This is a genomic window from Acidobacteriota bacterium (assembly GCA_009861545.1).
Lineage (GTDB): Bacteria > Acidobacteriota > Vicinamibacteria > Vicinamibacterales > UBA8438 > WTFV01.
Window position 1 is genome coordinate 81,470 of sequence record VXME01000160.1, and the last position, 24,237, is coordinate 105,706.

Genomic DNA, 24,237 nt, shown 5'->3' on the forward strand with positions numbered 1-24,237 from the left:
GCACGCGCGGGACGAGCGCACGCCTCACGGGTAGGTGATGAACTCGAGCAGATTGCCGTCGGGATCCCGAATGTAGCGGCTCGTCCCCGTGTCGACCCCGCCGTTGCGCCCGCCCTGCCGGGGCCCCATCTCGATGACCACCGCGCCGATCCGCTCGAACGTCCGCTCGAGGTCGGCCGCGCTTCCGCCCCAGACGATGCAGAAGTCGCCGCACGGCGGCACGGCCCGCGGCGCCCGCAGCGTGAACTCGACGCTCTCCCAGATCTCCGGCCGGTGGAGGTTGATCTTGGCGTCGCCGAAGTGAACCGAGCAGATGCGGTCTCCCTCCATCACGTCGAAGCCGAGGTCGCGGTAGAACTGGAGCATGGCCCCGGTGTTGCGCATGGGGAACGAGACGTGGTCGAACCGGACGAACCCGTCGGACGCCTGGGCGCGACCGACGGCGGCCCCCACGCCGGTTGCCGCCAGCGTGGCGCCCGCACCGACAGCCCGCTTCAGGAAACGGCGACGATCGGAAGCCCGCCCGCGTGTCGCGTGTGATTTCGTGGCGCTCACTGCATCCTCCTGCGCTGATCCACTCTCCAGCCCCTCACTATAGTCCACGGTCCTGCCGCAGCGCCGTGCGCACGAGACGTGGCGGCCCGCGCGGGCCGCACGGCGGGACTCGCGCCGGGACGCGATCGACCGTATCATCGTCTGGCCCCGGCAATCCGTTTCGCAACATTCACGGAGGCCGAGTCGTCTTCTCGTTCTGGAGGGAACGTCCATGAATCGCAGCATGCTCGTCGGCGTCACGTTCGTAGGCGCGGCCGTGTTCATCGCGGGCCTCGCCCCCCGCGCCCAGCAGCCCGTCGACTGGGACGCGGTGGAGATTTCCACGCACCACGTGGCCGGCACCGTCCACTACCTGGCGGGACGCGGCGGCAACATCGGCCTGTCGATCGGCGACGACGGCGTCGTGATGATCGACGATCAGTTCGCGCCGCTGACCGAGCGCATCGTCGAGGCGATCAACGGGATCTCCGACGGCAACATCCGCTACCTGATCAACACCCACGTGCACGGCGACCACGTCGGCGGCAACGAGAACATGGGGCGGTTGGGCGTCGAGATCGTGGCCCAGGACCGCGTGCGCCTGCGTCTGGCCGAACGCCTGCCGGCGATTGCCCTGCCCGTGCTGACCTACAGCGACGCGATCCGGATTCATCTGAACGGCGAGGAGGTCGAGCTGCTGCCGGTGCCGCCGGCCCACACGGACGGCGACAGCTTCATCCACTTCAAGGGCTCGGACGTGCTGCACCTCGGCGACGTGTTCCGGACGGTCGCCTTCCCGGTGATCGACCGCGGCAACGGCGGGACGCTCGACGGGACCATCGAGGCGCTCGGCATCGCGGCCGGCATCGCCGGTCCGGACACGAAGATCGTGCCGGGGCACGGTGTGGTGTCGGGCCGCGAGGACGTCATCGAGTTCCGCGACATGATCATCGACGTCGCGGCACAGGTGACGGCGCTGGTCGAAGGCGGCGCAAGCTACGACGAGGTGCTGGCCGCGGGCCCGACATCCGACTACGAGGCCAAGTGGGGCGACCCGCAGCGCTTCCTCACCGCGGTCTACGGCGAACTGGCCGGAGACTGACAGAGTAGAGTCGACTCAATCCAGGCGGCGCATCTCGAGCGCTGCCCCGGCCTGACGCCAGACCAGGGCCTCGACCGTGCCGCCCTCGACGCGGAACGTGATGCGCGCGTCGCGATCGCGGTAGAAGAAGTCCGTCTCCGACTCCGCGAAGATCGCCGCCGGATCCTGGTCGGTCATCCGCGCGAGCAACTGCTGGCCCTCGCGCGTGATGGCGATGGCGAACCCCGGTTGCTCCTCGTAGCGCCCGACGTAGCGGGCCAGCGTCGCCTCGGGCAACGTCAGCGCGGGACGGGTGGCGGGGTCGGCGTCGACCTCTGCCGAGATCCGGTCGGCGCGCCGCCCGTACCCTTGCTGCTCGAAGACGAGGTGATCGACCCGGCGGGTGTCGGCACGTATGCGGAACGTGATGCGCAGCCCCGACTCCACCTCGACGAACTCCGTCTCCGAGGTAGGCACGAGCAGCCGCGTGCCGCGGTTCGGGGCACGCACGTACAGCCGGTCGTTGTCCACGAGGATGCTCAGGACATAGTTCGCCGACAGTCGGTACTGCCCGACGTACTGCTCCAGCAGCACCGGGTCGACGCGTACCGGCCGCTGCGCGGACGAGAAGGCCGGCGCGAACGCCGCCAGCAACATCAGGCCTGCCAGACGGCGCCGCGCGGAATCGAAGAGCATCGGTACTTGTCCAGACCCGGTCAGGTGAGCGTCGTCCGCGTCGGCATCGTTTCCAGGACGGGGGCTCCTAGTAGCGGAACAGATACGAGAGCTTGCCGAACACGGCGCGGTTCGTCCGCTGCAGCGCCGCGGTGGGAAACAGGAGCTCGTCGATGCGCCGGCCCTGCCGGTAGCGGTCGTCGTAGCCGAGAAACGCCACGGTCCCGGCGTTGATGCGGTAGGTCATCAGCAGGTTGTTGCCCAGCGTCTTGCCGAACGTGTTGTGCTCCAGGATGTAGCGCAGGAGCAGCCGGTCGGTGAACTGGTAGGTGGTGCGCGTCCGGAAGATCTTGACGTCGATCACCTCGAACGCGGCGGTCGGGTCGACGAGCTGGCTGAATATGCCGGTCAGGTCCGACCGCCACCGCGACGACGGCCGGCCGCTGATCAGGAAGTTGCCGGTCGTCGACTCGCCGAGGATCGCGCGCTGGTAGGGACTGGCGGTCAGCGGGTTCGTGAAGCCGTCGTAGCTGTAGAGAATGCCGTCGCCCCGGTTGATGCCGCCGACGATCGAGACGAGGCGCGAGCTGATGACGCCGAAGGCGCCGTACCCGCTCTTCCGGAAGCCGACCTCCTCGAAGCGCTCGAGGTCGCGGTTGACGTTGGCGGTCACCGAGATGTTGTGGCGGAACTGGAAGCTGGCCATGCCCTGGATCTGCTCGTCCTGCAGCACGCCGGTGTGGTCGTACAGCCGCAGGTAGTTGACGGTCGGCCCCCAGGTGATGAGCGTGGACTCCGGCCACCAGCGGTACCCCACGTTGGCGGTCGCCTGCCGCAGGTTCCAGCGGGGCAGGAAGCCGGTCTCGGTCCAGAACTCCGGATCGACGCTGCCGTAGGCGGCGCCGTAGCTCAGGTTCCGCCCCTGGCGCGTGAAGTCGGCCTCGAACGCCGGCCCGCGGAGAAAGCCGTACTCCTCGCTGCGGGTCTCGGAGCCGACGCCCATGAAGCTGAAGCGGTGCGTGCGTCCCAGCCGGAAGCGCGCGTCGACGCCGCCCACCCGGTTGTAGTCGTGCCCGAACTCTCGCGCCGTCATGATGGCGCCCACGTACGACTCGGAGTAGAGGTCGTAGCGCGCCCGCCCGACGAAGGTCTGGGCCGTGGTCCCGAAGCGCGAATCGGCGCTGTCGTCGAAGCGACCGGCCGCCTCGTCGTCCGCGACGATGACGCCGAGCGTGGTCCGGCCGACCTTGCCGGTCAGCTTGCCGCCGAAGCGCGGGTCGACGATGGTCCGCGTGTGCAGCAGCGTGAGCGGCGTGGCGGTCTGGAAGATCTCCTGTCCTTCCAGGAAGAACGGACGCTGCTCGGGATAGAAGAGCGCGAAGCGCTGGTTCGTCTCGATCTGCGGCTGGTCCGACTCGATCTGCGAGAAGTCGGGGTTGTAGGCCATGTCCGCGGTCAGGTTCGGCGTGATGCCGTACTTGACGCTCACCCCGAGGTCGCCGAACGGATCCTGGTTGTCGAACGCCCCGTTGGACGTGTCGAGCGCGCCGAGCCGCGCGCCGGTCAGCTCCGGCAGGATCTCCAGATTGCGGCTCTGCGACAGGTCCGAGAGCCCCTCCAGGATCCCGAACTGCGTCAACTGTCCCGCCACCCCGCGCGAGATCGGCGACCAGGACTGCGCCTCGGACTTGCCGCGGATCACGCGGGTGATCTGGAAGCCCCAGCGCCGCCCCCCCTCGCCCGCCAGCGCGGGATAACGGAGGCTCTTGAACGGGATCGCCATCTCGGCCGTCCAGCCGTCATCGACCATCCGTCCGCGCGTCTCGTAGAGGGCGTCCCACGACCGGTCGCCGCGGATGCCGAACTGCCCCGAGTTGCTCAGCCCGCTGCCGCCGCCGCTCGACCGCCCGCCCCGGCCGCCGCCGCTCGACCGCGACTGCTGCGGCGACCGGCTGCGCGACGCGCCCCGGCTGCCGTCGGCGTTGACCAGCTCGTCGCTCTGAACGCCGTAGCCGTTCACGCTCAACTGGTATGCCCGCTGCTGGTCGAGGAACGGATCGAACAGCACGGACATGCGGTCGTCGCCGCCGATCTCGTCCCGGTCCGCCCGGTTGGCCCGGATCATCCCCGGATCGGTGTAGTGGACGTGAAACCCGAAGTAGAGGTGATCACGGTCGTACGCCATCCAGACCTCGGTCTCCTCCGTGCCCGGGGCGCCCTCCACCGGCGCGATCTGGACGAAGTCGTCGATGTACGTCGCGGTCTCCCAGACCGCGTCGTCGAGCCGGCCGTCGAGGTTCGGCGGCTGCGCGGCACGGCCGATCGTGACGCGCCGCCGCGCGATCGGCACCGCGGCGAACCCGCCGCCGCGCCGCGGCTCGGACACCGTGGCCGTTCGACGGGGCTGGCTCGCGCCGTCCACGGCGCCGCCGAGTCCGTTGCCGTTACCGTTGCCGGCGGGAGACAGCGCCGCCCCCGCCTCGCCGAGATCGAGAACACCGGTCACGCCGGTTCCGCCGGCGGCGGCGTTTCCCGGCCGGCCGCGGCCGCCGGCGAACGGTCCCGCGCCGCCCAGGTCAGGGACCACGTCTTCGCGATCGGCGCCGTTCGCGATGGAATCGACGCGCCCGGCCGCGAGACCGGGCACCCGCCCGCGATCCGCCGGGTCCGCATCCGGCGAGCGAGTGGGCGCGAACGCATCCGCGAGCGCCGCAACGATCCGGTCCTGTGCGTCGAACAGGTCCGCGAGATAGCCGTCGACCCTGGTGTGCCGGCGCACCATCCCGGTAGTCGCGTCGACCAGCCGCGCGGTTATCCGCAGCCGGTCTCCGACCCGTTGATAACCGCCGGCGACCAGCCACCGCGCACCGAGCATGCGGCCGGCGGCGAGAGCCTGCCCGTCACTCGCGGCACGGCCCGCGCGCGCAGGCCCCGCCGACCCGTCATCGACGACCACCGGCACGCCCAGGTTCCGCAGATCGCTCGACACGGTCTCGGCGATGCCCGCACCAATCCACTCGTCCGCAGCCTGCCGACTGAGGTTGGCGAACGGAACCACCAGGACCACGTCCACGGGCTGCGCGGCCGGCGCCGCCGGAAGCCCGAGACCGAACCAGCCCAGCACGGCCGCGGCGACCAGTGGGACCCGGCGCACACGCTCACGGTATCGGCAACCACACCTCATGGGACAACGCCTGTGGGGAACAGGCAAGTCTAGTCGGACGCAGCGAAGACGGCAACGTCGGGGCAGGCGCTCAGCCGACCGGCGCCAGCAGCGGCCTGTCGACGTCGACCGCGCCGATGCGCGTCCAGCGGTCCGCGCCGTGCCGAGCCTCGCGGCCGCGCCGCGCCGGCCGGGTCGGCAGATGCCGGTGGTTCGCGGTCTCCGCGAACGGTGACGCGGCCTGCGGCGCCCCTGATAGAATGGGCGCATGTCTGCCCATTGCGCACGGCGTGACCGGCACGTCATCCCCACCATCGGCGGCCGTCTCTTCGCGGCGATCGTGGTTGGAGGGTTGAGCTGCCTGGCACTCGGCTTGCCCGCCGGCGCGCGGCAGGCGGAGACCTGGGAGCCGCTCGTGACCTCGCGCGGGACCCGCGCTTTCGACGTCGAGTACGAGTTGTGGTACTACGTCAACGTCGTCTTCGAGTCGGAGGTCGAGCGAACCGCGGACGGCTACGAGTACCGTTACCGGCTCACCAACAAGGGCGACACCTCGGTGCGCGTCGAGTGGCGCGCGCTCGAGGAGAGCGCATTCGGCGAAGCGGTCGACGACATCGCGGAGCTGCGGATAGGTCCGCTCGACGCGGGTACGGTTTCCGACTGGCTGGTGCTGACGAGCGGCTCTCCACCGACCGTCAACGAACGGCCCGCCCGCATGCTCGGGAACGCCCCTTCCGGGAACGAGTCCGTCCAGTTCGCCGGACCCGCCCCCGCCTACGTGCCCCAGTAGCGGGATTTCCGCCCGCTCGGTGTCCCGCGGTCGGGGATCGGCCGGGCGCCCCCGCGCCGCCTCCGTGGCCAGGCGGCGGAATCATTCTATCGAGACCCCTTCTGCCTCCAGCACCTCGCGCGCCAGCCTGAAGGCCTCGACGCCGGCCGGGATGCCGCAGTAGACCGCGACCTGCAGCAGCGTGTCGCGGATCTCGGCCACGGTGCAGCCGTTGCGCAGCGCGCCCCGGACGTGCGCCTTGAACTCGGCGCTCCGGTTGAGGGCCGAGATCATCGCGAGGTTGATCAGGCTGCGCTCCCTGTCGGTCAGCGTGGGCCGCCCCCAGACCTTGCCCCAGCAGTACTCCGTCACGAGCTGTTGGAACTCCTCGTTGAACGCATCCGCCCCGGCCACGGCGCGGTCGACGTAGTCGTCGCCCAGCACGCGCCGCCGGATCGTCATTCCCGCGTCGTACAGATCCCTGCTCATGAGTGCCTTTCGCCCCGCTCGCTCAGCGGCGGTCGAACAGGAACGTCGCCCCGCTCGCTCAGCGGCACGTGAAGTTCCCCGCGACCCAGTTTGCGGGGTCGTCGGCGCCCCCGTCCGGACCGGTGTATACGGCGCGCTCGGGGTAGGCGCAGATCGGACGCTCATTGTCGACGACCCCGCCCGTGGCGTGCGTGGCGATGAGCGCATCGGGCGCGGCGCCGCGCTCGACCCAGTCGACCAGCGGCCTCAGCCGGTCCCAGGTGTCCGGCCCCGCCCCGCCCCGACAGTGGTTCATCCCGGGCGCCATGAACAGACGCGCCCGCTCGCGGGCCGCCGACACGTCCCCGCCGAAGGTGGTGTCGACGACGTCCTCGTAGTAGGCGGCCGTGGGCTGCGGCACCACCAGGGCATCGGCCCACCCGTGGTAGAGGATCAGCTTGCCGTCCTGCCCCAGGAGGAACCGCGACAGATCCGGATCCACCGCGTCGGTGATCCCCTTCATCAGATCGCCCCTCCCCGCGGTCACGTCGGCGATGTCGAACTCCCACCACGCCCATTCGGGCGGCGTGACGTTGCGGTCCAGCTCCACCGTGGTGTCGAGGAGGTCCGCGGGCGGAACGCCGGGATCGTTCTCGTAGAACAGGTAGTTGAGGTGGTCGCCGCCCAGGCGCACCGCGCCCGGCGCGAACCGGTTGCCGGTATAGGGAATGAACAGGCCTGCCCATTGGCGCTCGGAACCGAACGGCTTGCCGGCGTAGATCGGTTGGCCGTCCCGATCGCGCGGCCCGGCGTGGAAGTCCTCGATGGTCCGTATCTGCGCCGCCGTGAAGCAGCCTTCGCCATCCCTGCCCTCCGGACAGCGATGCGCCGCCAGGTCGCGGTCCGGCTCGAAGTCGCAGGCGACCGGGTCGTCGATGACCCCATCCCGCACCCCGTCGTCAGCGTCGCAGGCCGCGAGCACGGCGTCGGCCAGCAGATCGATCTTGCGGACGCTGTCGAACCGGCCGTCGCCGTCGGTGTCGAACGCGAGCGCCCCTGCGAAATCGTCGCGGAACATCCGCTGCAGCAGCCAGACACGGACCGCGTTCATCCCCTGGTAGTGGTTCGCCGGCGCCCCGGCCACGATGCCGTCGAAGTCCGTCGGGTAGCGCTGCGCCTCCATCAGACCCTGCCGGCCGCCAGTGGAGCAACCCTCGAAGTAGGAGTAGGCCGGATCGTCGCCGTAGTAGCTGCGCACCACCGTCTTCGCCGCGGCCACCGTCAGGTGCACTGCACGGTAGCCGAAGTCGATCTCGGCCTGCCGGTTGTCGTAGGCGAACGACGAGCCCGGCTCGGCCCCGTTGTCGTGGCCGGTATTGCTGTTGGCCACCGCGTAGCCCTCGTCGACGCGGTGGTCGGCGTAGTCGAGATCCCCGTCCTTGCCGCCGTCTCCCCACTTGAGGAACCGGCCGTTCCAGTCGGCCGGCAACGGCAACTGCACGTGGAAATGGATCGCAGGCGGCAGGATGCCGCGCACGTAGCAGTAGGAGACGCCGCCGGCGGTGGTGGACAACCCTGCGTGGGTGATGGTCAGGTTGCGCAGATGCAAGAGCGCGTCACAGGCGGCGTGGTCCGGGGCCGCAGCGCCGGCACGAACCTCCTGAACCGAAGCGCCGGCCGGTGCGCCCGCGGCCGCAATCGCGCCGGGATGGCCGATCGCGACGAGAAACGCCGCCAGGAGCACACGTCTCGTCTGTTGCATCGGAAGTCTCCTCCCCACCACCGCTTCGAGCTTCGGTTACGTGGTCAAGACCGGAGGCGGCCGCGGAATTCATCGGAACGGCAACGAAGGCCTGCCCACGCCGGTCACGGGCAGGCCTTCCCGAATTCACGGCCAAGCGGGCGGCGCGCGCGTGGCATGTCGCCGGCCGCGATTGCAGCCGTGCCCCGAAGCGCCCGGCCCGCCAAGCCTCGCCTACGGCTCCGCTTGCCGCCCAACCGGGCCTGACCAGGAATCTGCGCCGCTCTACGGCGCAGACTCCTAGCGCAGCGCCGGGTCCGGCCGTCCCATCAGCTCGGTGAAGCCGGCCCCTTCGCTCGGGACGAGCTTCTGCACCCGGCCCTGGACGCTGTCCGCCCCGTAGAAGTTGCGCTCGGCGTCGACGGAGAACTGGTGCAGCTCGCCGAACTGCCCCGCTGAGTCGCCGTCGGCTCCGAACTCGTACAGCGGGTTGCCGTTCCAGTCGAGCTTGACCATCCGCGTCGGCCCGTTGTCGGCAATCCAGACCTCGTAGCCGGTGGCGTAGATGTCGCTGGCGGACTCGAATCCCGGCCAGGTGGCGACCGGCGAGATGTTCGGGTGGTACCAGGTCGAGCGGGTCGTCTCGTTGAATACCTGCACCCGGTCGTTGTCCCGGTCGGCGACGTAGATCCGGCCGATGCTGTCGGTGGCCACCGCGTGGACCCCGTTGAACTGACCCCGTTCGTTGCCCTGCACGCCCCACGAGGTAACGAAGTTGCCCGCCGCGTCGAGCTTGACGACGCGCGAGTTGCCGGAATCACCGACGAAGATGGAACCGTCCTCGAGGAACGCCATGTCCCGCGGACTGTCGAAGTGGGTCTCGTCGCTGCCCGCGCCACCCGCGCCGAGCGACATCACGAGCTCCGAACCGTCATTGGAGAAGGCGTGCACCTGGTGGTTCGTCTCGTCGACCACCCACACCTTGCGATCCGGATCGAAGGGGTTGATCTTGATCTTGTGCGGGCCGGCGCCCCCCTCGAACATCTCGTCCCACTGCGTCCAGGCGTCGATCAGGTTGCCGTCGCCGTCGACCACGAAGATGGAGTTGCGCCAGACGCGGTTCTCGCCCGCCTCGAGCGCGTTCAGGCCGATCGAGCCGACATAGCCGGTGAACCCGTCCGGCACCGGGTCCGGCAGGCGGATCTCGCCGCTCTGGGCGATGAAGATGCGATCCGGCGACTCGGCGAACACGCCCGTGGCCGATCCGAACGCGTACCCCGCCGGCGCGAACGGCTTCAGCCAGCCGTCGACCGCCTCGTACGGACCGGAGACCTGCGTCAGCAGGGCCGGTCCGGCGAACAGGCCGGACGCGACCACCACGGCAATGACGAGAAGAGACTTACGCATGGTTCACGCTTCCCTTTCCTTCGAGAGTGTTCCTGGCGTCCCAAGCTCCCCGGCGGTCGGATCTTCGTGCGCGCAGCACGTCCGGGCGACGCCGTGCCGCACCGTACCCCCGGCACCGTGCCCCGCAACCGCGCGGACCATAAAATATACAACCGTGCAGCTTGTTTTTGAACAGATCCGCACCGGTGGAGACCGGAACTTCGGCTACCTCCTCGGCGACCGCGACGCGCGGGCCGCCGTCCTGATCGACCCCTCGTACTCACCGGCGGTGCTGGCCGAGCGGGCCGCCGCGCAGGGACTCGAGGTAACGCACGTCGTCAACACCCACGGACACCCCGACCACACGGAAGGAAACGCCGAGGCCGTGCGTCTGACCGGGGCGGCGGTGGCCGCGCATCCCGCCTGTCCGGTCGACCCCGGCGTCCGGCTCGACGACGGGGCGCTGCTGTCGATCGGCGCGCTGGCCCTCGACTGCCTCCACGTGCCGGGGCACGCAGCGGACCACCTCGTCCTCTTCGAGCCGACGCACCGGCTGCTCTTCACGGGAGACCTCGTGTTCGTGGGAAAGGTGGGCGGCACCGGGAACGACGAGGACGCCGCGACCGAGTGGAACAGTCTTCAGCGTGTCATGGACACCTTTCCGGACGACGCCACCGTCTGGCCGGGCCACGACTACGGCGTGCGGCCAAGTTCCACCCTGGCGCTGGAGAAGCGGACCAATCCGTTCCTGCTGTGCGCGGATCTCGATGCGTTCCTGGAGCTGAAACGCGACTGGCCCGCGTTCAAGGCCCGGCACGGCCTGAAGTAGGCAACGTCGCTCCGACCCCGCCGTCTCGGAGGGCGGTCATGACGCCGGACCGAATGACGACGCTGTTCTTCGAGCTGTTCAGCGGACTGCCCCGGCAGGGACCCGGAGACACCGCGAGCACGCTCCGGGCCCTGGCGCTCGTGCCCGGCGTCGGCCCGCGGACGCGCGTGCTCGACATCGGGTGCGGCACCGGCTGTCAGACCCTGGTGCTGGCCCGCAACACGGCGGCTGGCATCGTCGCCGTCGACAACCACCCGCCGTTCGTCGACGCCCTGAATCGTGCAGCGGATCGCCTCGGCGTCGCGGATCGGCTGGAAGCCCGCGTGGCCGACATGCGGAAGCTCGACTTCGCCGACGGCTGCTTCGACCTGATCTGGTCCGAGGGCGCGATCTACAGCATGGGCTTCGAAGCAGGCCTGCGCGGCTGGCGCCGGCTGCTCGCACCCCGCGGACACATCGCCCTGACCGAGGTGTGCTGGAGAAAGCCGTACCGGCCCGCCGAATGCGCGGCGTTCTGGCAGCGGGAGTACCCCGCGATCCGCGACGCGCCAGCCCTTCTGGAGGCCATCGATGCGTGCGGGTACGACACGGTGGGCCATTTCCCGCTCCCCGCGTCGGCCTGGTGGGACGACTACTACCGACCTCTCCAGGCGAACGTGACCGCCTTCCGCACGCGCTACGCCGACGCGCCGGACGCCCGGGATCTGGCGAACCAGTGTCAGCACGAGATAGACGTCTGGCGCGCCTACGCGGATTTCTACGGTTACGAGTTCTTCGTGCTGCGTGCCCGTTGAAGAGATGCCGCGGCGCCGGGCACGCGCGGTCCGACCGCGGTGGACTGGTCAACCCGAACGCGCGGCATACGGCGTGTCGGCCTCGCGCACCCGCACGCTGGCGCGCTGCCGGCGACGGACGATACGGGCGACGGCGTCGATTCGCTCCTGCGCAGTCATGCTGAACCGCACGCCGTCCACTGCCTCGCAGACATCGTCGGACGTGAGACCGCCGAGGAGGTCCGAAGCGGGAACTGGGCGCGGATCCGTTCCGGCTCGAAGCGCGAGCAAGTCGACGCGCAGATCGCGGGTCCCCTTTCGGCCATGCAGCCGCCATAGCTCACGCACACCCAGCTCCGCGTAACGTCCAATCTTGCCTTCGTCGGCGCTGGTGATCTCCACCTCCACCACCAGATCGGGTGCTGTCCGTTCCAGGAAGGCATCCGCCGCCGCATCGCCTTCGAGGAGTGCCGCCTGATAGCCCCGGGCGCGCTCGCCGACGTAGAAGGCGCAGTCCGGCTCCATCCCCGTGCCGGGCGGCTCTGCCGGCCCCCGGAGACGGGTCGAGAGCAGTCCCTTCGAAGCGCCTGTCACGGCCGACGCGGCGGTGTCGACGACATGCACGAGGATCTCGGCCAGGTTCTCGTGCAGTCGTGAGGGCGTCATCAACGTGATGAAACCCCGAACGGGATCGAGGCAGACCCGCGGAAACCAACGGTTCCAGTCAATCGCCGCGAGCGCCGTCACCGTCGCGGCATCGGCGCGGAGAACATGAATGGTGGAACCCAGCGGCCCGGTGTGCATCGTCGCGTCGTGGTCCATGATCCGTGAGGTCTGCGCTGAAATACCGGACAGCAGCCTTCGCCGGAAGGGTGCGCGCTAAAGTCGGCCCGCGCGCTGCGGCTACGGCTCCAGCGCCGCTGGCTTCAGGCGGAACCCGCCCTCCGGGTCCGGCTCGCGATAGACCGCGTGACACGCGTTGCAGGTCGCCTGCACCTCGGCGGCGAAGCCCGAGGCGGCCGCGGCGTCGACGACGTCCGCCGACATCGCCGCGTCGAGGTCGTCCATCGCGCCGACGGCGGTCCGGACGAAGCCTATGCCGTCCGCCCGCTCGTGCTGGCGCCAGAAGGTGATGGTGGTGGCGAGCTGCTCGCGCGCGCGCGCGAGCCGCTCCTTCGCCGCGGGGTAGTCGGCCGCCTCGAGAGCGCGCACCGCCGCGGCGAAGTTCGGGCCGAGCGTCTCCATGGTGCCGGCCAAGTGATCGGCCGTGTAGATCGGGTAGGGTTTCGGACCGTCCTGCGCGCGCAGCCCCGCACCGGCCGACACCGATACCGCGGCGACCAGACCGAGCGCGAGAACGGGGGCGCTGCAACTCCTCACGCCTCGACTCCTCTAGACGCCCGTGAGCCGGTCGACCTTGCCGGTGCTGTCGCCGAGCGCCTCCAGTGACACCCCCAGCTTCTCCAGGATGGTGATGTGCATGTTGGCGAGCGGCGTGTCGTCCGCGTAGCGGATGTAGCGCCCGCCCTCGATCCCGGCCGCCTTGCCGCCGACCAGCGCAATCGGCAGGTCGTCGTGGAAGTGGGTGTTGCTGTCGCTGATGCCGGTCCCGTAGAGGAACAGCGTCGAGTCCAGCATAGTGCCGTCACCCTCCGGCAGGCCGGCCAGCTTCTCGACCAGGTAGGCGAACTGCCGGAAGTGGTACTCGTTGATCTTGTGCAGCCGCTCCAGCTTGGCCGGCTCGTCCTGATGGTGCGACAGCGGGTGGTGCGAGTCGGACACCCCGATCTCCGGATAGGCGCGCCCGCTCACCTCCCGCGCCAGCATGAAGGTGCTGATGCGGGTCAGATCGGTCTGGTAGGCCAATGCCAGCAGATCCATCATCAGCCGCGCGTGCTCCTGGTAGTCGTTGGGCACCCCGACCGGCTGATCGACGACGGGCAGCTCGCGCGCGCTCTGCTCCTCGGCCATCCGGATGCGGCGCTCGACGTCGCGCAGCGCGTCCAGGTACTCGTCCAGCTTCACCTGGTCGCCCGGTCCGATGACGCGCCCGAGGTCCTGCAGCTCCGCGCCGACCGCGTCCAGGATGCTGCGGTCGCGCCGCAGCCGCTCCCGGCGCGCCTCCGGGTCGGTGCTGCCGCTGGTGCCGAACAGCCGCTCGAACACCGCGCGCGGGTCGTTCTCGATCGGCAGCGGCGTGGTCGGTGTCCGCCAGGCGATGGTGTTGGTGTAGGCGCAACTCGCGCCCCCGTCGCAGTTGCCCACCATCGCGTTCGACTCGATGCCGAGCTCCAGCGACGCGATCTGGGTCTCCTTCGAGAGCTCGCGCGCCGCCATCTGGTCCATCGACACTGCCGCGTAGACGTCGGCGCCGTTGGTGATCTTGAACGGCACGCCGGTCAGGAACGTCCCGGCCGACCGGGCGTGGTCGCCGCCCCCCTTGACCAGGTTGGCCGGCTCGTCGTCGAGCCCGCCGCACAGCAGCACGCGGTCCTTCATGTGGTTGAGCGACTGCAGCGTCGGCGGCAGGTTCTCCATCGGCCCCGCGGCCCTCGGGAACCAGTAGGGCATCGACATCCCGTTGGGGACGTAGAAGACGCCCAACCGCTTGATGGGGGCCGCCGCCGTGCGGCTGGTTGCCGTCAGCGCGGGGACCATGCCGTCGAGCAGCGGCAGCGCGATGGTCGCGCCGAGGCCGCGCAGTACCGTGCGCCGGGGCAGATGCGTCTTCGTGATGAACATGCCGGAACTCCCTTCGGCAAGCGCGTGTGCGATCCGTTCGAATCGCTCGCCCTGAACCCTCGCCTTGCGGCTCCCGTACCGCCCGACCCTTCCTCCGGGGGTCCGCGCCTTCCAAGGCGCAGACTCCCTACTGCTGATTCGCTACTACGCTCTCCTCCGGAAGCTGCGCACGCCGCATCCGGAACTGGTCGCTCGCGACGACCTTGCTCACGAGCGACGACCAACGGTAGCCGTCGTCCCCCAGCTCGCGCGTTATCCGCCGCATCGCGGGCGCGTCGTAGTAGTCGACGCCGCGTCCGAGCGCGTAGATCAGCAGCTTCTCCACCACCGCCTTGATGAACTCGTTGTCGCCCTCGGCCAGCAGCGCCTCACGGAAGGCGCGCGGACTGTCGATGGTGCGCCCCGACAGCTCGATGGTCGAGTTGATCTCCGCCCCGCCGTCGTCCTCCCGCCAGCGGCCGATCGCGTCGAAGTTCTCCATCGCGAATCCGAGCGGATCCATTCGGCGGTGACAACTCGCACAGACCGGACTGCTACGGTGCAGCTCCATCCGCTCGCGCAGCGACCTCGGATTGCCGCGGTCGCTCTCCTCCAGCGGCGGGACGTTCGCCGGCGGCGGCGGCGGCGGCGAACCCAGCAGGGTCTCCAGCACCCACTTGCCGCGCAGCACCACCGAGGTCCGGTTGGCGTACGACGTCACCGTCAGCAGGCTGGCGTGACCCAGCAGCCCGTGCCGGCGGTCGTCGTTCCACGTGTAGCGCCGGAACCGGCTGCCGTAGATGTCGTCCACACCGTAGTGGCGCGCCAACTGCTCGTTCAGGAACGTGTAGTCCGCTTGCAGCAGCTCGGGAATCGACCGGTCCTCGCGCACCTGGCTCTCGAAGAAGAGCTCCGTCTCTCGGACCATAGCGGCGCGTAGCGAGTCGTTGAAGCCCGCGAACAAAGCGCCGTCCGGATCCTGCGAGTGGATGTTGCGGACCGCCAGCCACTGGCCCACGAAGTCGTTCATGAACCGGGTGGCGCGGCGGTCGGCGAGCATGCGGCGGACCTGCGCGGCGAGCACGTCCGGATCGCTCAACCGGTCGTCTGCCGCCAGATCGAGCAGCTCGTCGTCCGGGATGCTCTTCCAGAGGAAGAAAGAGAGCCGCGAGGCGAGCTCCAGGTCGGTCAGGCTGTAGATGACGCCGGGCTGCGTGTCCACCGGCTGCCGCTCGACCCGCAGCAGGAAGCTGGGCATCGAGAGCAGCGCTTCGAGGGCGCGCTCGACGCCCGCCTCGAAATCGCGCGCGGCGCGCCCCTCCCGGTAGACGGACATCAGCGGATCGATGTCGGCGTCGGTCACCGGGCGCCGGTAGGCCCGCCGGGCCAGTGCGCCGATGATGTCGCGGGCGCAGGATTGCTCCGCCGCCGCGCTGCCGTCGGCCGGCCGGCAGGTGAAGATGCGCCGCCGGCTCGGTGTGTCTTCCGGCACCGTTCCGTTGAACGGGCCGGAGATGTAGAGCATGTCGATGCCGGGCAGGTCGGCCGGCACGTTCGGCGAGGGCGCCGAGTCGGTGAAGCCGGCGGACACCAGACGCGTGCCCGCGGATACCTGCACCCGGATCTCGAGCGCGTGGTCCGCGGTCATGCGGTACTCGTGCAGCCGCTGACCCTCTACGTCGTCCTCCGGCACCGCGATCAGCATCCCGGGATCCGGCCCCGGGAACCTGCCGCCGATGTCGAACCGGCGAACCAGCGCGTGATCGATGCGCAACTCGATCTGGTGCTCGTCCTCGGCGATGCCGTCGATGGTCTCGATTGTCTCGTTGCGCTTGAGCCGGATCGCGAACAGGTACTCGCCGTCGAGCGGGAACGTGTGGCGCACCGCCAGCCCGCCGTGGGTGGCGAACGGCATGTCCTCGCTGCGCCGGATGTCCCGGCGCTCGTAGCCCACCTTGTAGACCTGCATGACCGGCCGGTTGTCGGGACTGCCGACCGCGGTGCGGCTGATCTTGGTGGCCGCGGCGATGTAGCGGCCCATCAGCGCCGGGGTGATCGACAGGACGTCCGCGTTGTTGTCGAACCCGAAGCCGGCCATGTCGCTCGGCAGCAGCGCCTCGCCGTCGATCTCCAGGTCCAGCAGGTCCCGGACCGCGTTGACGTACTCCAGCCGGTTCAGCCGCCGCGAAGCGACCCGGCCGGGGTTGGGATCGACGGCCGCGGCGTGGTCGAGCGCCGCTTCGAGGGCGCCGGCGAAGGCGTCGATGGCCTCGGCGTCGGGCCGCGGCCGGCCTTCCGGCGGCATCTGCCCGCTACGCAACTTGCGGACGACCTTCTCCAGCGTCTCGGCGTTGGCGTGGACCTGGCTCACGTCGAGCCGGTCGAGCATCAGTCCGGCGGTCTGGAGCCGCTCGTTGTGGCAGGTGACGCAGTAGCGGTCGAACAGCGCCCGCGACGGGGGCTCGGGCGCCTGTGACTGTTCGGCGACCGCACCCGCCTGCGGGCTCGGGGAGGCGGCTTGCACCAGCGGCTGGAAGCTCACCGCCACGACCAGTCCTGCCAGACCCGCCAGACGCACAATCAGCATCTTCGACATGGTCAGTCCCTTCAGACACGCGCCGGGCGATTCGCACCGCACTGGGCGGCACGAGAGGCAACGGGCATTATAGCCCGGACGCAACCGCGCGCATCCCGGAGAAACCTGCGAGAACCGACGGCCGCGGGCGCCGCGTCCGGGATCTCGCGCTGGTCGCGGCCGACCGTCCCGGCGGGGCAGCGCGCCGAGCCTGGAGCTGGAAGTCGTCGCGGAGTCCTCCGCGGATGCGGCAACGCACGTCTCTGTTATACATATACAACAATAGTCCGTATAAAGTAGATTTAAAATAACATGTCGGGCCGCACAAGGATCGCCGAGTCGCCGCCAGCCGCCGTCCAGGACGCGCTGCAACGACTCGGGCGCAACCTGCGCACCGCACGTCTCCGCCGCAGGCTGCCGCAGGCGGTCCTCGCCGAACGCGTGGGTGTGTCGCGCTTCGTCATCGCCGACATCGAGAAGGGCAAGCCGACGACCGGCATCGCCGCTCACCTCGGCGTGCTCTGGGCGCTCGGCCTGCTGCCGCATCTGCAGGCAGTGGCCGATCCCGACCGCGACGAGGAAGGCAAGGCGCTCGAACGCTCGCGGAGCCCCAGAACGGCGCGGCGCGCCCGGAGCCTCAGCGATGACTTCTGAGCGGGAGTGCTTCGTCTACATCGTTCCGCCGGGCGCCACCGGGTTCCTCACCGCCGGGCGTTTCCGCGTCACCGCGGGAGCGACCGGTGACCCAGTGGGCGCGTTCGTGTACGGCCGCCGTTACCGCGAGCGGGCGGACGCCGTGGAATTCGATCCGGTCGAGCTGCGGCTCTCCGCGCGCATCTACGAGACCGCGCGCATGGAGGGCTTCTTCGGCGCCATTCGCGACGCGATGCCCGATGCCTGGGGACGACGGGTGATCGAGCGCCATGCCGGTCTCACTCGCCTGGAGGAGCTCGACTATCTCCTGCGGGGACCGGACGACCGGGCCGGCGCCCTCGGCTTCGGCCCCGCTACTACCCCACCCGCGCCCGCGTCCACGTTCGACCGCACATTGGACCTCGACAGACTGCAGAGCACAGCCGATTCCGTGATGTCCGGCGATCCCGCACGTGCCGGCTCCGCCGGTGCGCGGGTCGAAGAGCTTCTGTGGCCTGGCACGTCCCTGGGCGGTGCACGTCCCAAGGCGGTGGTACAGGACCCCCGGGGCCTCTGGATCGCCAAGTTCGGACGACAGACCGACCGCTGGAACCACCCGCGCGTCGAGCACGGCATGCTCGCGCTGGCCCGCGGTTGCGGCCTGCATGCGGCCGACAGCCGCGTCGAGACCGTTGCCGATCGCGATGTGCTGCTCGTCCGCCGCTTCGACCGCGAGCGGCTGGACACCGGCTACCGCCGCCACCGCATGGTCAGCGCCCTGACGCTGCTCCGGACCGGCGACAGTCCCGTCGACCGCAGGGACTGGTCCTACCTGCTCCTGGCCGACGAGATCCGTCGCGCCAGCGCCGATCCGCACACCGACCTGCGGGAGCTGTTCGGGCGGATGTGCTTCAACGCCGCCGTGTCCAATCTCGACGATCACCCTCGCAATCACGCGGTCATCGCCGGAGACCACGGGTGGCGCCTGAGTCCGGCGTTCGACCTGACGCCGTCCCCGGTCGTCGCGCTGGACCACCGCGACCTCGCCATGACCTGCGGCCGGTTTGGCCGCCATGCCAATAGAGCGAACCTGCTGAGCGGCTGCGGCCGGTTCCTGCTGCGGGACGAGGATGCATCGGCCATCTTCGAGCGGATTGTGGAGACGGTGCGTGTGGAGTGGGAACCGACCATGCAACGCGCCAGCGTCACCAAGACCGACCGCAATGCGATCCGGAATGCCTTCGTCTACCCCGGCCTGTTCCACGACTTGTCGGGCGAGTCCCGGTAGTCGTGCCGCAACGAGGCGGCCAAGCAAAGGCGCAAGTGCCAAAGGGAATTGTATCGTTCCACGAAAGTCGTGTGGATGTCCGGTCGTTTCACGAAGACACGCATTTCTGCGTCCAGGTGAACATCCCTTTCCTCAGACGGCCACGCCTGACCACCGCCCGTTGACAACGCGGCCGGTTGCGTCTTCGACTGCCTTCATAACCTCAAGTACGGCGGACGAGCAGCCCGCCACCGCTACGGCGATAGCCGAAGTTTCGCTCCAGAATTCGTGCCGCAGAACGGGGCCCACGATGTAGGCAGACCGAACACCGAGCGGCTCCCGAAGCTCCAGCAGGGCCTGACGAACCCGTGGCAACAACGCGGCCTGCTCGGCGACCAGCCGCCGTCGCCGATCTCGTATGGCCCTATCGAGGACGCTGGTGTCGAAACCGCCACGCGTCGGAAACGCGGCTCCGCTGTCCTCGCCACTCATGGTGCGTTCCCCGTGTTTCGAGGGCCGGCACCGATACGAGTGACGGGATAGTGCGGCAGTTCACGGTTCCACGATTCGAGGTTGAAGACGCCACACGCACGCACAATCTCGCGAGGCCAGGGCTGGTCATCGGGTCCATGCTGCGGCAGATTCCGCTCCAGAGCCTCCGTCCGGGTCAACAACTGCGTCTCGTCCAACGTGTCCAGAGCAATCAGAACCAGGTAGTCGATAGGCTTGCCGGCGCGCCCAGATGCCCATTACATAGAGGAATGAGTCCCGGTACTTGTACTTGAGGTCTTCGTCAAGTTGGCCGGCGTCCAATCTTCGGATGAACTCGTCGCGGCTCTCCGGAGTTGCGTGCGGGTGCTGAGGATCCTTGAACTCGATAAACAGATACCGATCGGCAAGCTCGACTACGAAGTCCACTGCCTTCATGCAACGATTCAGCCCATGGCCGTCGTCGTCGAACTTCCCGCCGTCCACCACGTCCGGGATGTCCATCTCCAGGTCGCCTTCCGCGAACCTCATCTTGCCGCGCCCTGCAGACTGCGCCTGATCTCGCGGTTGTAGAGGTTGGTGAAGGTATCCGCGATCGCGTTCGGGTGGATGTCCCGGTAGCTGTACGTCGTATCGCAATGGACGCCGCGCGCCGGCTCTTTCTGGTATAGGGCGTGATAGGCAACCTTGTCGGCGGCCGTAGCGCGAAGGTCGAGCTCCTTGAGGACTACGTAATCATGGGTGGCAAGGAAGACCTGCACGCCCTGGCGCTGCAGCTCCAGGAGTACATCCGTCACGACGCCGAACAGCTTCGGGTTCAGGTTGGTCTCCGGTTCGTCCCAGAACAGAACGGATTCAGGCTGCAGCGTGCCGTTCCGCATCAAGAGCCAGAGCAGCGCCAGCTTGCGGACCCCCTCGGCCAGCAGAGAAAACTCAAGATCCCCCTGTTCGCTGCGCAAGAAGAACTCCTCGCCCTCAACTGCGACCTCGCCTCCGATGGCCTCTCGAAGCTTTTCCAGGAGGCACTCACCATCGTTGCCAATCGGTCCGCGCAGCGCGGGCAGGTACGCCCGATCCAAGATGTCTCTGTAGACCTCCTCGAAGTGTACTTCGCGGTTCGAGTACAGCGACCGAAAGCCGGGCGCGTTCGAGAGCATTTCCTTCGGGGGAATATAGACACTCTCCATCGACTTGGAAGCCCGTTCTTCCGCATCGTCGTCAGGCTCATCGGCCGTGAATGTCGACGGACGCAACGGTACCGGCTTTGAGGCGACGAGATGACTGACGAACGAGGCCTTCAACTGTCGGGCTCCCCGCGCTACCAGTATGGTCGCTACGCCTGCGACGCCCTCTTGCCGCCTCACGAGGCGATGCAGGTTCCGGCGCGACGGCAGGAAGACGGCAACCAGTTTGTGACCGAAGTCGTCGCCACGATTCCGGGACACATTGCACGCCGCGTAGCACACCTTCATCAGGTGCGTCTTGCCGGTGCCGTTGGCGCCGACGAGGACGTTGACGCCCGGGCACAGGTCGAGCTTCAGGCTCCTGAAGGCCGTGAAGTTCTCCAGCTCGACGCGCGTCAGCCCCATGGCGTCTCCGTCCCCGTCGGTCGACGACGCCTACGCTACGGCGTCTTGACCGGCGGCGCCGGGCGCTCCGGCAGCGCCTTCGGGTCCTCCCGCATCATGCGCAGGACCTCCTCGACGGCGCGCTCGAGCTGCGGGTCGCGGCCGGCTATGACCGAGCGCGGGTCGTTCTCCACCTCGATGTCCGGCTCGACCCCCACGTTCTCGACCACCCAGCTGCCGTCGGCGCCGTTGGTGCCGAACTGCGGGACGTTGACCGAGCCGCCGTCGAGGAGCGGGCCGTGGCTGGTGATGCCGATGACGCCGCCCCACGAGCGCTTGCCGATCAGCGGCCCGAGACCCGCCTCGCGGAAGCGGTAGGGGAAGATGTCGCCGTCCGAGGCGGAGTCCTCGTCGAGGATGCAGACGAGGTGGCCGTGGAACGCCACGGCCGGATAGGTGCCCGGCGTGTCGTAGGTCCGCGCGAAGCTCGTCCCGAGGACGCGGCGGCCGAGACGCTCGATGAGCATCTGCGAGACGTTGCCGCCGCCGTTGCCGCGCACGTCGATGACGAGTCCCTCCTTGCGGACCTGCCCGTAGAACCACTTGACGAATTCCTGGATGCCTTGCGCGCCCATGTCCGGGATGTGCAGGTAGCCGACGCGGCCGTCGGTCATCTCCGACACCTTGCGGCGGTTGGCCTCGACCTCGGTCAGGTAGCGCAGGCTGCGCTCCTCGGTGACCGGCGTGAACGTCACCTCGCGCGACCCGTCGAAGGTCGGCTCGTCGTTCAGCGTCAGTCGGACCGGCCGGTCGGCGCGGTGCAGCAGCACGCGGTAGGGGTTGTCGGACCCGAGCAGCTCCTCGCCGTCGATGGCGAGCACGTAGTCGCCGAGGCCCGCGTCGACGCCGATCTCGGTGAGCGGCGCCCGGTAGCGCGGCTCCTCGTTGTGGCCGGTGAAGATCTCGGCGATGCGGTAGCGGCCGGCCGCGGCGTCGAGCTCGAAGACCGCGCCCGGCAGGGCGACCTGCGGCCGGTCGGGCGTCTCCCAGTCGCCGCCCGCGATGTAGGCGTGGCTCACGTTGAGCTCCGCCACCATCTCGCCGATGACGTAGTTGAGATCCGAGCGGTGGGCGACGTGGGCCAGCAGCGGCCGGTACCGGTCGCGCAGCGCCTTCCAGTCGTAGCCGTGCATGTTCTCGACGTAGAAGAAGTCGCGGAACCGACGCCAGACCTCGTCGAAGATCTGCGCCCACTCGTCGGCCGGCACGCGGTCGACCATCAGCCCGCGCGTCGACACCGTGGTGGCGTCGCCGCCGCCCGCCGGGTAGACGTTCCAGCCGCCGCCTTCCCGCACCAGCACCTTCTCGCCGTCGCGCGAGACCGCGTACCCGCCGATGCCCCCGGCGATGGTCGCCGTCTCGCGGTCCGCGAACGTGAAGCGCTGCAGCGCCGGCTGCACGTCGGCGCCCCGCCCGTAGTACTGCGCACCTGCGCGGATGAAGAAGACGCCGTCGTCCGCCCCGCTCAATCCCACGTAGTTGTCGAAGGTCACCGGCAGGCGCACGACGCGCCGGGACAACCCGTCGAACTCGATGGTGATGGGTGCCTCGTCGTCCCCGCCGTCGCCGTCATCGCCGTCATCGTCCCCGGCAGCGTCCGACGCCGTGTCGTCGGCCGCGTCCTCGTCCGCCTCGTCGTCCCCGGTCACCTCCACCTCGTCGCTCTGCGGCGGCAGCGGATGCTCCACGTCCTTTCGCAGCGCCAGCGCATAGATGCCGGTCTCGCGATCCACCAGGTAGTTCCATTCGAACGAGCCGAGCTGCGGCGCGAACTGCCGGTCGGACAGGTAGTAGAGATAGTCGCCGTCCGGGTCCCACGCCGGATTCCACTCGTGGAAGAGCTCGTCGGTGACCCGCTGCAGCGCGCCGTCGGCCAGGCTCCAGACCCAGATGGATCTGAACTCGGTGGGATCGGTCATCGAGAACGCCAGATGGCCGCCGCGGGGAGACCAGACGTAGTCGCGCAGCGGACCGCGCGCCTCGTCCGCGACCTCGACGATCTCCTTCGTCTCCACGTCGATGACGCGGAGCCGCCCGTCCTTGTCGCTGTAGGCCAGGTGCTTCCCGGTCGGCGACCACTCCGGCGCGTACAGCATCGCCTGCCCGCCCGTGGTGAGCTGCTCCGGGTCGCCGGATCCGTTCTGGGCAATCAGGTAGATCTCGTCCTCGCCGGTCGCGTCCGACACGTAGGCGATACGGCCGCCGTCCGGCGACCAGCGCGCCCACCTGTCGTGGGCCGAGGAGCTGCGCGTCAGGTTGCGGGTGGGGCCGTTCTCGATGGGGGCGGTGAAGACGTCTCCGCGCGCGACGAAGAGCGCCCGCTCTCCCTTGGGACTCAGTTCCGCATCCTCGATCAGGTCGGCCGCCGCCACCCGCGACGGCCGCATCGCCAGGCCGTCGTCCGGAACCGTGATGGAGATCGGCCGCGAGGTCCCCTCGTCGATCGCATAGATCTGCAGCTCACCGTTCAACTCGTAGACGATCCGGCCGGCGCCGTCGTCACCCGGCCAGCGCACGTCCCAGGTGTCGCTATCGGTGAGTTGCGTCGTCTCGCGCGACGCGAGTTCGTAGCTGTACAGGTTGAGCGTGCCGTCCCGGTCCGAGGTGAAGTAGATGGCGTTGCCGATCCACATCGGGTCGCGGTCGGCGCGCCGGTGCGTCGTGACCCGCTCGACCACGTGCGTCTCGCGGTCGAAGATGTAGAGCTCCTGCGCCCAGCCCCCCTCGTAGCGCTTCCAGGTCCGGAAGTCGCGGAAGAGCGGCGAGTAGACGACCCGCGTCCCGTCCGGCGACAGGTCTCCCGCCCCGGACTCCGGCATCGGCAGCGGCACCGGCAGCCCGCCGTCGGCGGAGGCCAGGAATAGCCGGCTGTCCGAAAGGTCCGTGCTGTAGCGAAGCGACCGGAACAGGACCGCCCGCCCGTCGGGCGACCAGTCGTAGACCTGGTTGTCGTAGCCCCAGCGCGGCGCCAGCGGACCACGCGCCGGATAGTACGTGAGCTGCCGCGGCACCCCGCCGGACGCCGGGATGACGTAGACCTGCTCGTCGCCGTCGTACTGCCCGGTGAATGCTATACGGGAGCCGTCGGGGGAGAACCGCGGGAACAGCTCCAGGCCGGGATGGGCGGTCAGCCGGGCCGCCAGGCCCCCTTCGGTAGAGGCGAGCCACAGGTCCCCGGCGTAGCTGAAGACCACCTGGTCGCCGTGGATGTCCGGGAAACGAAGCAGCTTCGTCTGCGCGGACGCGGGCGCTGCCGCGGCCGCCGTCATGCATACGGCGCCGAGCCACGTCACCATCGAAATCGGAAGTCGTCGGAGCATGTTGCCTCCTGGTCGCGGACGGACGCGAACCCCTCGCATCCATCCTGCCAGACGATAAGCCCTCGCGCGGCGTTTCGGTCACGACGCGAGGCGTCGCCACGGAAGAGTCCCGGCGCCGCGCAACGGACGCAGCACACCATACTGATTATTCGGCACTTGGCCCCGGCGCCGACACCGGATGCGCC

General features: G+C 69.2%; 20 protein-coding genes. 6 read left to right on the forward strand and 14 right to left on the reverse strand.

Features of this window, described 5'->3' with window-relative positions; translation table 11 throughout:
* Positions 1-24 precede the first annotated feature (24 nt).
* Positions 25-555, reverse strand: coding sequence for a hypothetical protein (locus F4X11_25010; GenBank protein ID MYN68237.1), 531 nt, complete (start codon positions 553-555; stop codon positions 25-27).
* A gap of 211 nt (positions 556-766) precedes the next feature.
* On the opposite strand from F4X11_25010, the gene F4X11_25015 reads away from it, so the two are divergent.
* Entirely contained in the window at positions 767-1,636 is an 870-nt protein-coding gene (locus F4X11_25015; GenBank protein ID MYN68238.1) for an MBL fold metallo-hydrolase, read from the forward strand.
* A 15-nt stretch (positions 1,637-1,651) separates the two neighbouring features.
* On the opposite strand, the gene F4X11_25020 is transcribed toward F4X11_25015, so the two are convergent.
* The 3 genes from F4X11_25020 to F4X11_25030 all read right to left on the reverse strand — a co-directional run bounded on the left by F4X11_25020 (position 1,652) and on the right by F4X11_25030 (position 5,733).
* On the reverse strand, positions 1,652-2,311 hold the full coding sequence (locus F4X11_25020; protein MYN68239.1) for a DUF3471 domain-containing protein: 660 nt from the start codon (positions 2,309-2,311) through the stop codon (positions 1,652-1,654).
* 67 nt (positions 2,312-2,378) lie between these two features.
* Positions 2,379-5,444, reverse strand: a complete 3,066-nt coding sequence (locus F4X11_25025; protein ID MYN68240.1) for a hypothetical protein — start codon at positions 5,442-5,444, stop codon at positions 2,379-2,381.
* 100 nt (positions 5,445-5,544) lie between these two features.
* Complete coding sequence (locus F4X11_25030; protein ID MYN68241.1) at positions 5,545-5,733, reverse strand: hypothetical protein; 189 nt, start codon at positions 5,731-5,733, stop codon at positions 5,545-5,547.
* Here F4X11_25030 and F4X11_25035 point away from each other — a divergent pair.
* Positions 5,722-6,243, forward strand: coding sequence for a hypothetical protein (locus F4X11_25035; protein ID MYN68242.1), 522 nt, complete (start codon positions 5,722-5,724; stop codon positions 6,241-6,243). The genes F4X11_25030 and F4X11_25035 overlap by 12 nt on opposite strands.
* Positions 6,244-6,324: 81 nt before the next feature.
* Here F4X11_25035 and pcaC read toward each other — a convergent pair whose 3' ends face one another.
* The 3 genes from pcaC to F4X11_25050 all read right to left on the reverse strand — a co-directional run bounded on the left by pcaC (position 6,325) and on the right by F4X11_25050 (position 9,838).
* The gene (gene pcaC / locus F4X11_25040; protein MYN68243.1) at positions 6,325-6,711 is read right to left on the reverse strand and encodes a 4-carboxymuconolactone decarboxylase; all 387 of its coding nucleotides are present in this window, start codon (positions 6,709-6,711) and stop codon (positions 6,325-6,327) included.
* Positions 6,712-6,769: 58 nt separating this feature from the next.
* Positions 6,770-8,452, reverse strand: coding sequence for a tannase/feruloyl esterase family alpha/beta hydrolase (locus tag F4X11_25045; GenBank protein ID MYN68244.1), 1,683 nt, complete (start codon positions 8,450-8,452; stop codon positions 6,770-6,772).
* A gap of 279 nt (positions 8,453-8,731) precedes the next feature.
* A complete protein-coding gene (locus F4X11_25050; GenBank protein ID MYN68245.1) occupies positions 8,732-9,838 on the reverse strand; it encodes a hypothetical protein in 1,107 nt (368 codons plus the stop codon).
* A gap of 154 nt (positions 9,839-9,992) precedes the next feature.
* Between F4X11_25050 and F4X11_25055 the strand changes: the two genes are divergently transcribed.
* Complete coding sequence (locus tag F4X11_25055; protein ID MYN68246.1) at positions 9,993-10,646, forward strand: hydroxyacylglutathione hydrolase; 654 nt, start codon at positions 9,993-9,995, stop codon at positions 10,644-10,646.
* A 38-nt stretch (positions 10,647-10,684) separates the two neighbouring features.
* Positions 10,685-11,440, forward strand: coding sequence for a class I SAM-dependent methyltransferase (locus F4X11_25060; protein MYN68247.1), 756 nt, complete (start codon positions 10,685-10,687; stop codon positions 11,438-11,440).
* A 48-nt stretch (positions 11,441-11,488) separates the two neighbouring features.
* Here F4X11_25060 and F4X11_25065 read toward each other — a convergent pair whose 3' ends face one another.
* From F4X11_25065 to F4X11_25080, 4 genes are all read right to left on the reverse strand, one after another.
* Entirely contained in the window at positions 11,489-12,241 is a 753-nt protein-coding gene (locus tag F4X11_25065; GenBank protein MYN68248.1) for a hypothetical protein, read from the reverse strand.
* 81 nt (positions 12,242-12,322) lie between these two features.
* Positions 12,323-12,799 (reverse strand): hypothetical protein, encoded by a 477-nt coding sequence (locus F4X11_25070; protein ID MYN68249.1) that lies wholly within the window; start codon positions 12,797-12,799, stop codon positions 12,323-12,325.
* Positions 12,800-12,811: 12 nt separating this feature from the next.
* Positions 12,812-14,161 carry a DUF1552 domain-containing protein gene (locus F4X11_25075; protein ID MYN68250.1) on the reverse strand — a complete coding sequence of 450 codons (1,350 nt, stop codon included), beginning with the start codon at positions 14,159-14,161 and terminating at the stop codon, positions 12,812-12,814.
* Positions 14,162-14,288: 127 nt separating this feature from the next.
* Positions 14,289-16,736 (reverse strand): DUF1592 domain-containing protein, encoded by a 2,448-nt coding sequence (locus F4X11_25080; protein MYN68251.1) that lies wholly within the window; start codon positions 16,734-16,736, stop codon positions 14,289-14,291.
* 291 nt (positions 16,737-17,027) lie between these two features.
* On the opposite strand from F4X11_25080, the gene F4X11_25085 reads away from it, so the two are divergent.
* Together F4X11_25085 and F4X11_25090 are read left to right on the forward strand one after the other, a co-directional pair.
* On the forward strand, positions 17,028-17,369 hold the full coding sequence (locus F4X11_25085) for a helix-turn-helix domain-containing protein (protein ID MYN68252.1): 342 nt from the start codon (positions 17,028-17,030) through the stop codon (positions 17,367-17,369).
* A complete protein-coding gene (locus tag F4X11_25090) occupies positions 17,359-18,636 on the forward strand; it encodes a type II toxin-antitoxin system HipA family toxin (GenBank protein ID MYN68253.1) in 1,278 nt (425 codons plus the stop codon). The genes F4X11_25085 and F4X11_25090 overlap by 11 nt, the downstream gene beginning before the upstream one ends.
* 597 nt (positions 18,637-19,233) lie before the next feature.
* Here F4X11_25090 and F4X11_25095 read toward each other — a convergent pair.
* From F4X11_25095 to F4X11_25105, 3 genes are read right to left on the reverse strand one after another with little or no spacing between them, the layout of a single operon-like run.
* On the reverse strand, positions 19,234-19,635 hold the full coding sequence (locus tag F4X11_25095) for a hypothetical protein (GenBank protein MYN68254.1): 402 nt from the start codon (positions 19,633-19,635) through the stop codon (positions 19,234-19,236).
* Positions 19,632-20,693, reverse strand: a complete 1,062-nt coding sequence (locus tag F4X11_25100; protein ID MYN68255.1) for an AAA family ATPase — start codon at positions 20,691-20,693, stop codon at positions 19,632-19,634. The genes F4X11_25095 and F4X11_25100 overlap by 4 nt, the downstream gene beginning before the upstream one ends.
* A 35-nt stretch (positions 20,694-20,728) precedes the next feature.
* Positions 20,729-24,091 carry a peptidase S41 gene (locus F4X11_25105; protein MYN68256.1) on the reverse strand — a complete coding sequence of 1,121 codons (3,363 nt, stop codon included), beginning with the start codon at positions 24,089-24,091 and terminating at the stop codon, positions 20,729-20,731.
* Between the last annotated feature and the right edge of the window lie 146 nt (positions 24,092-24,237).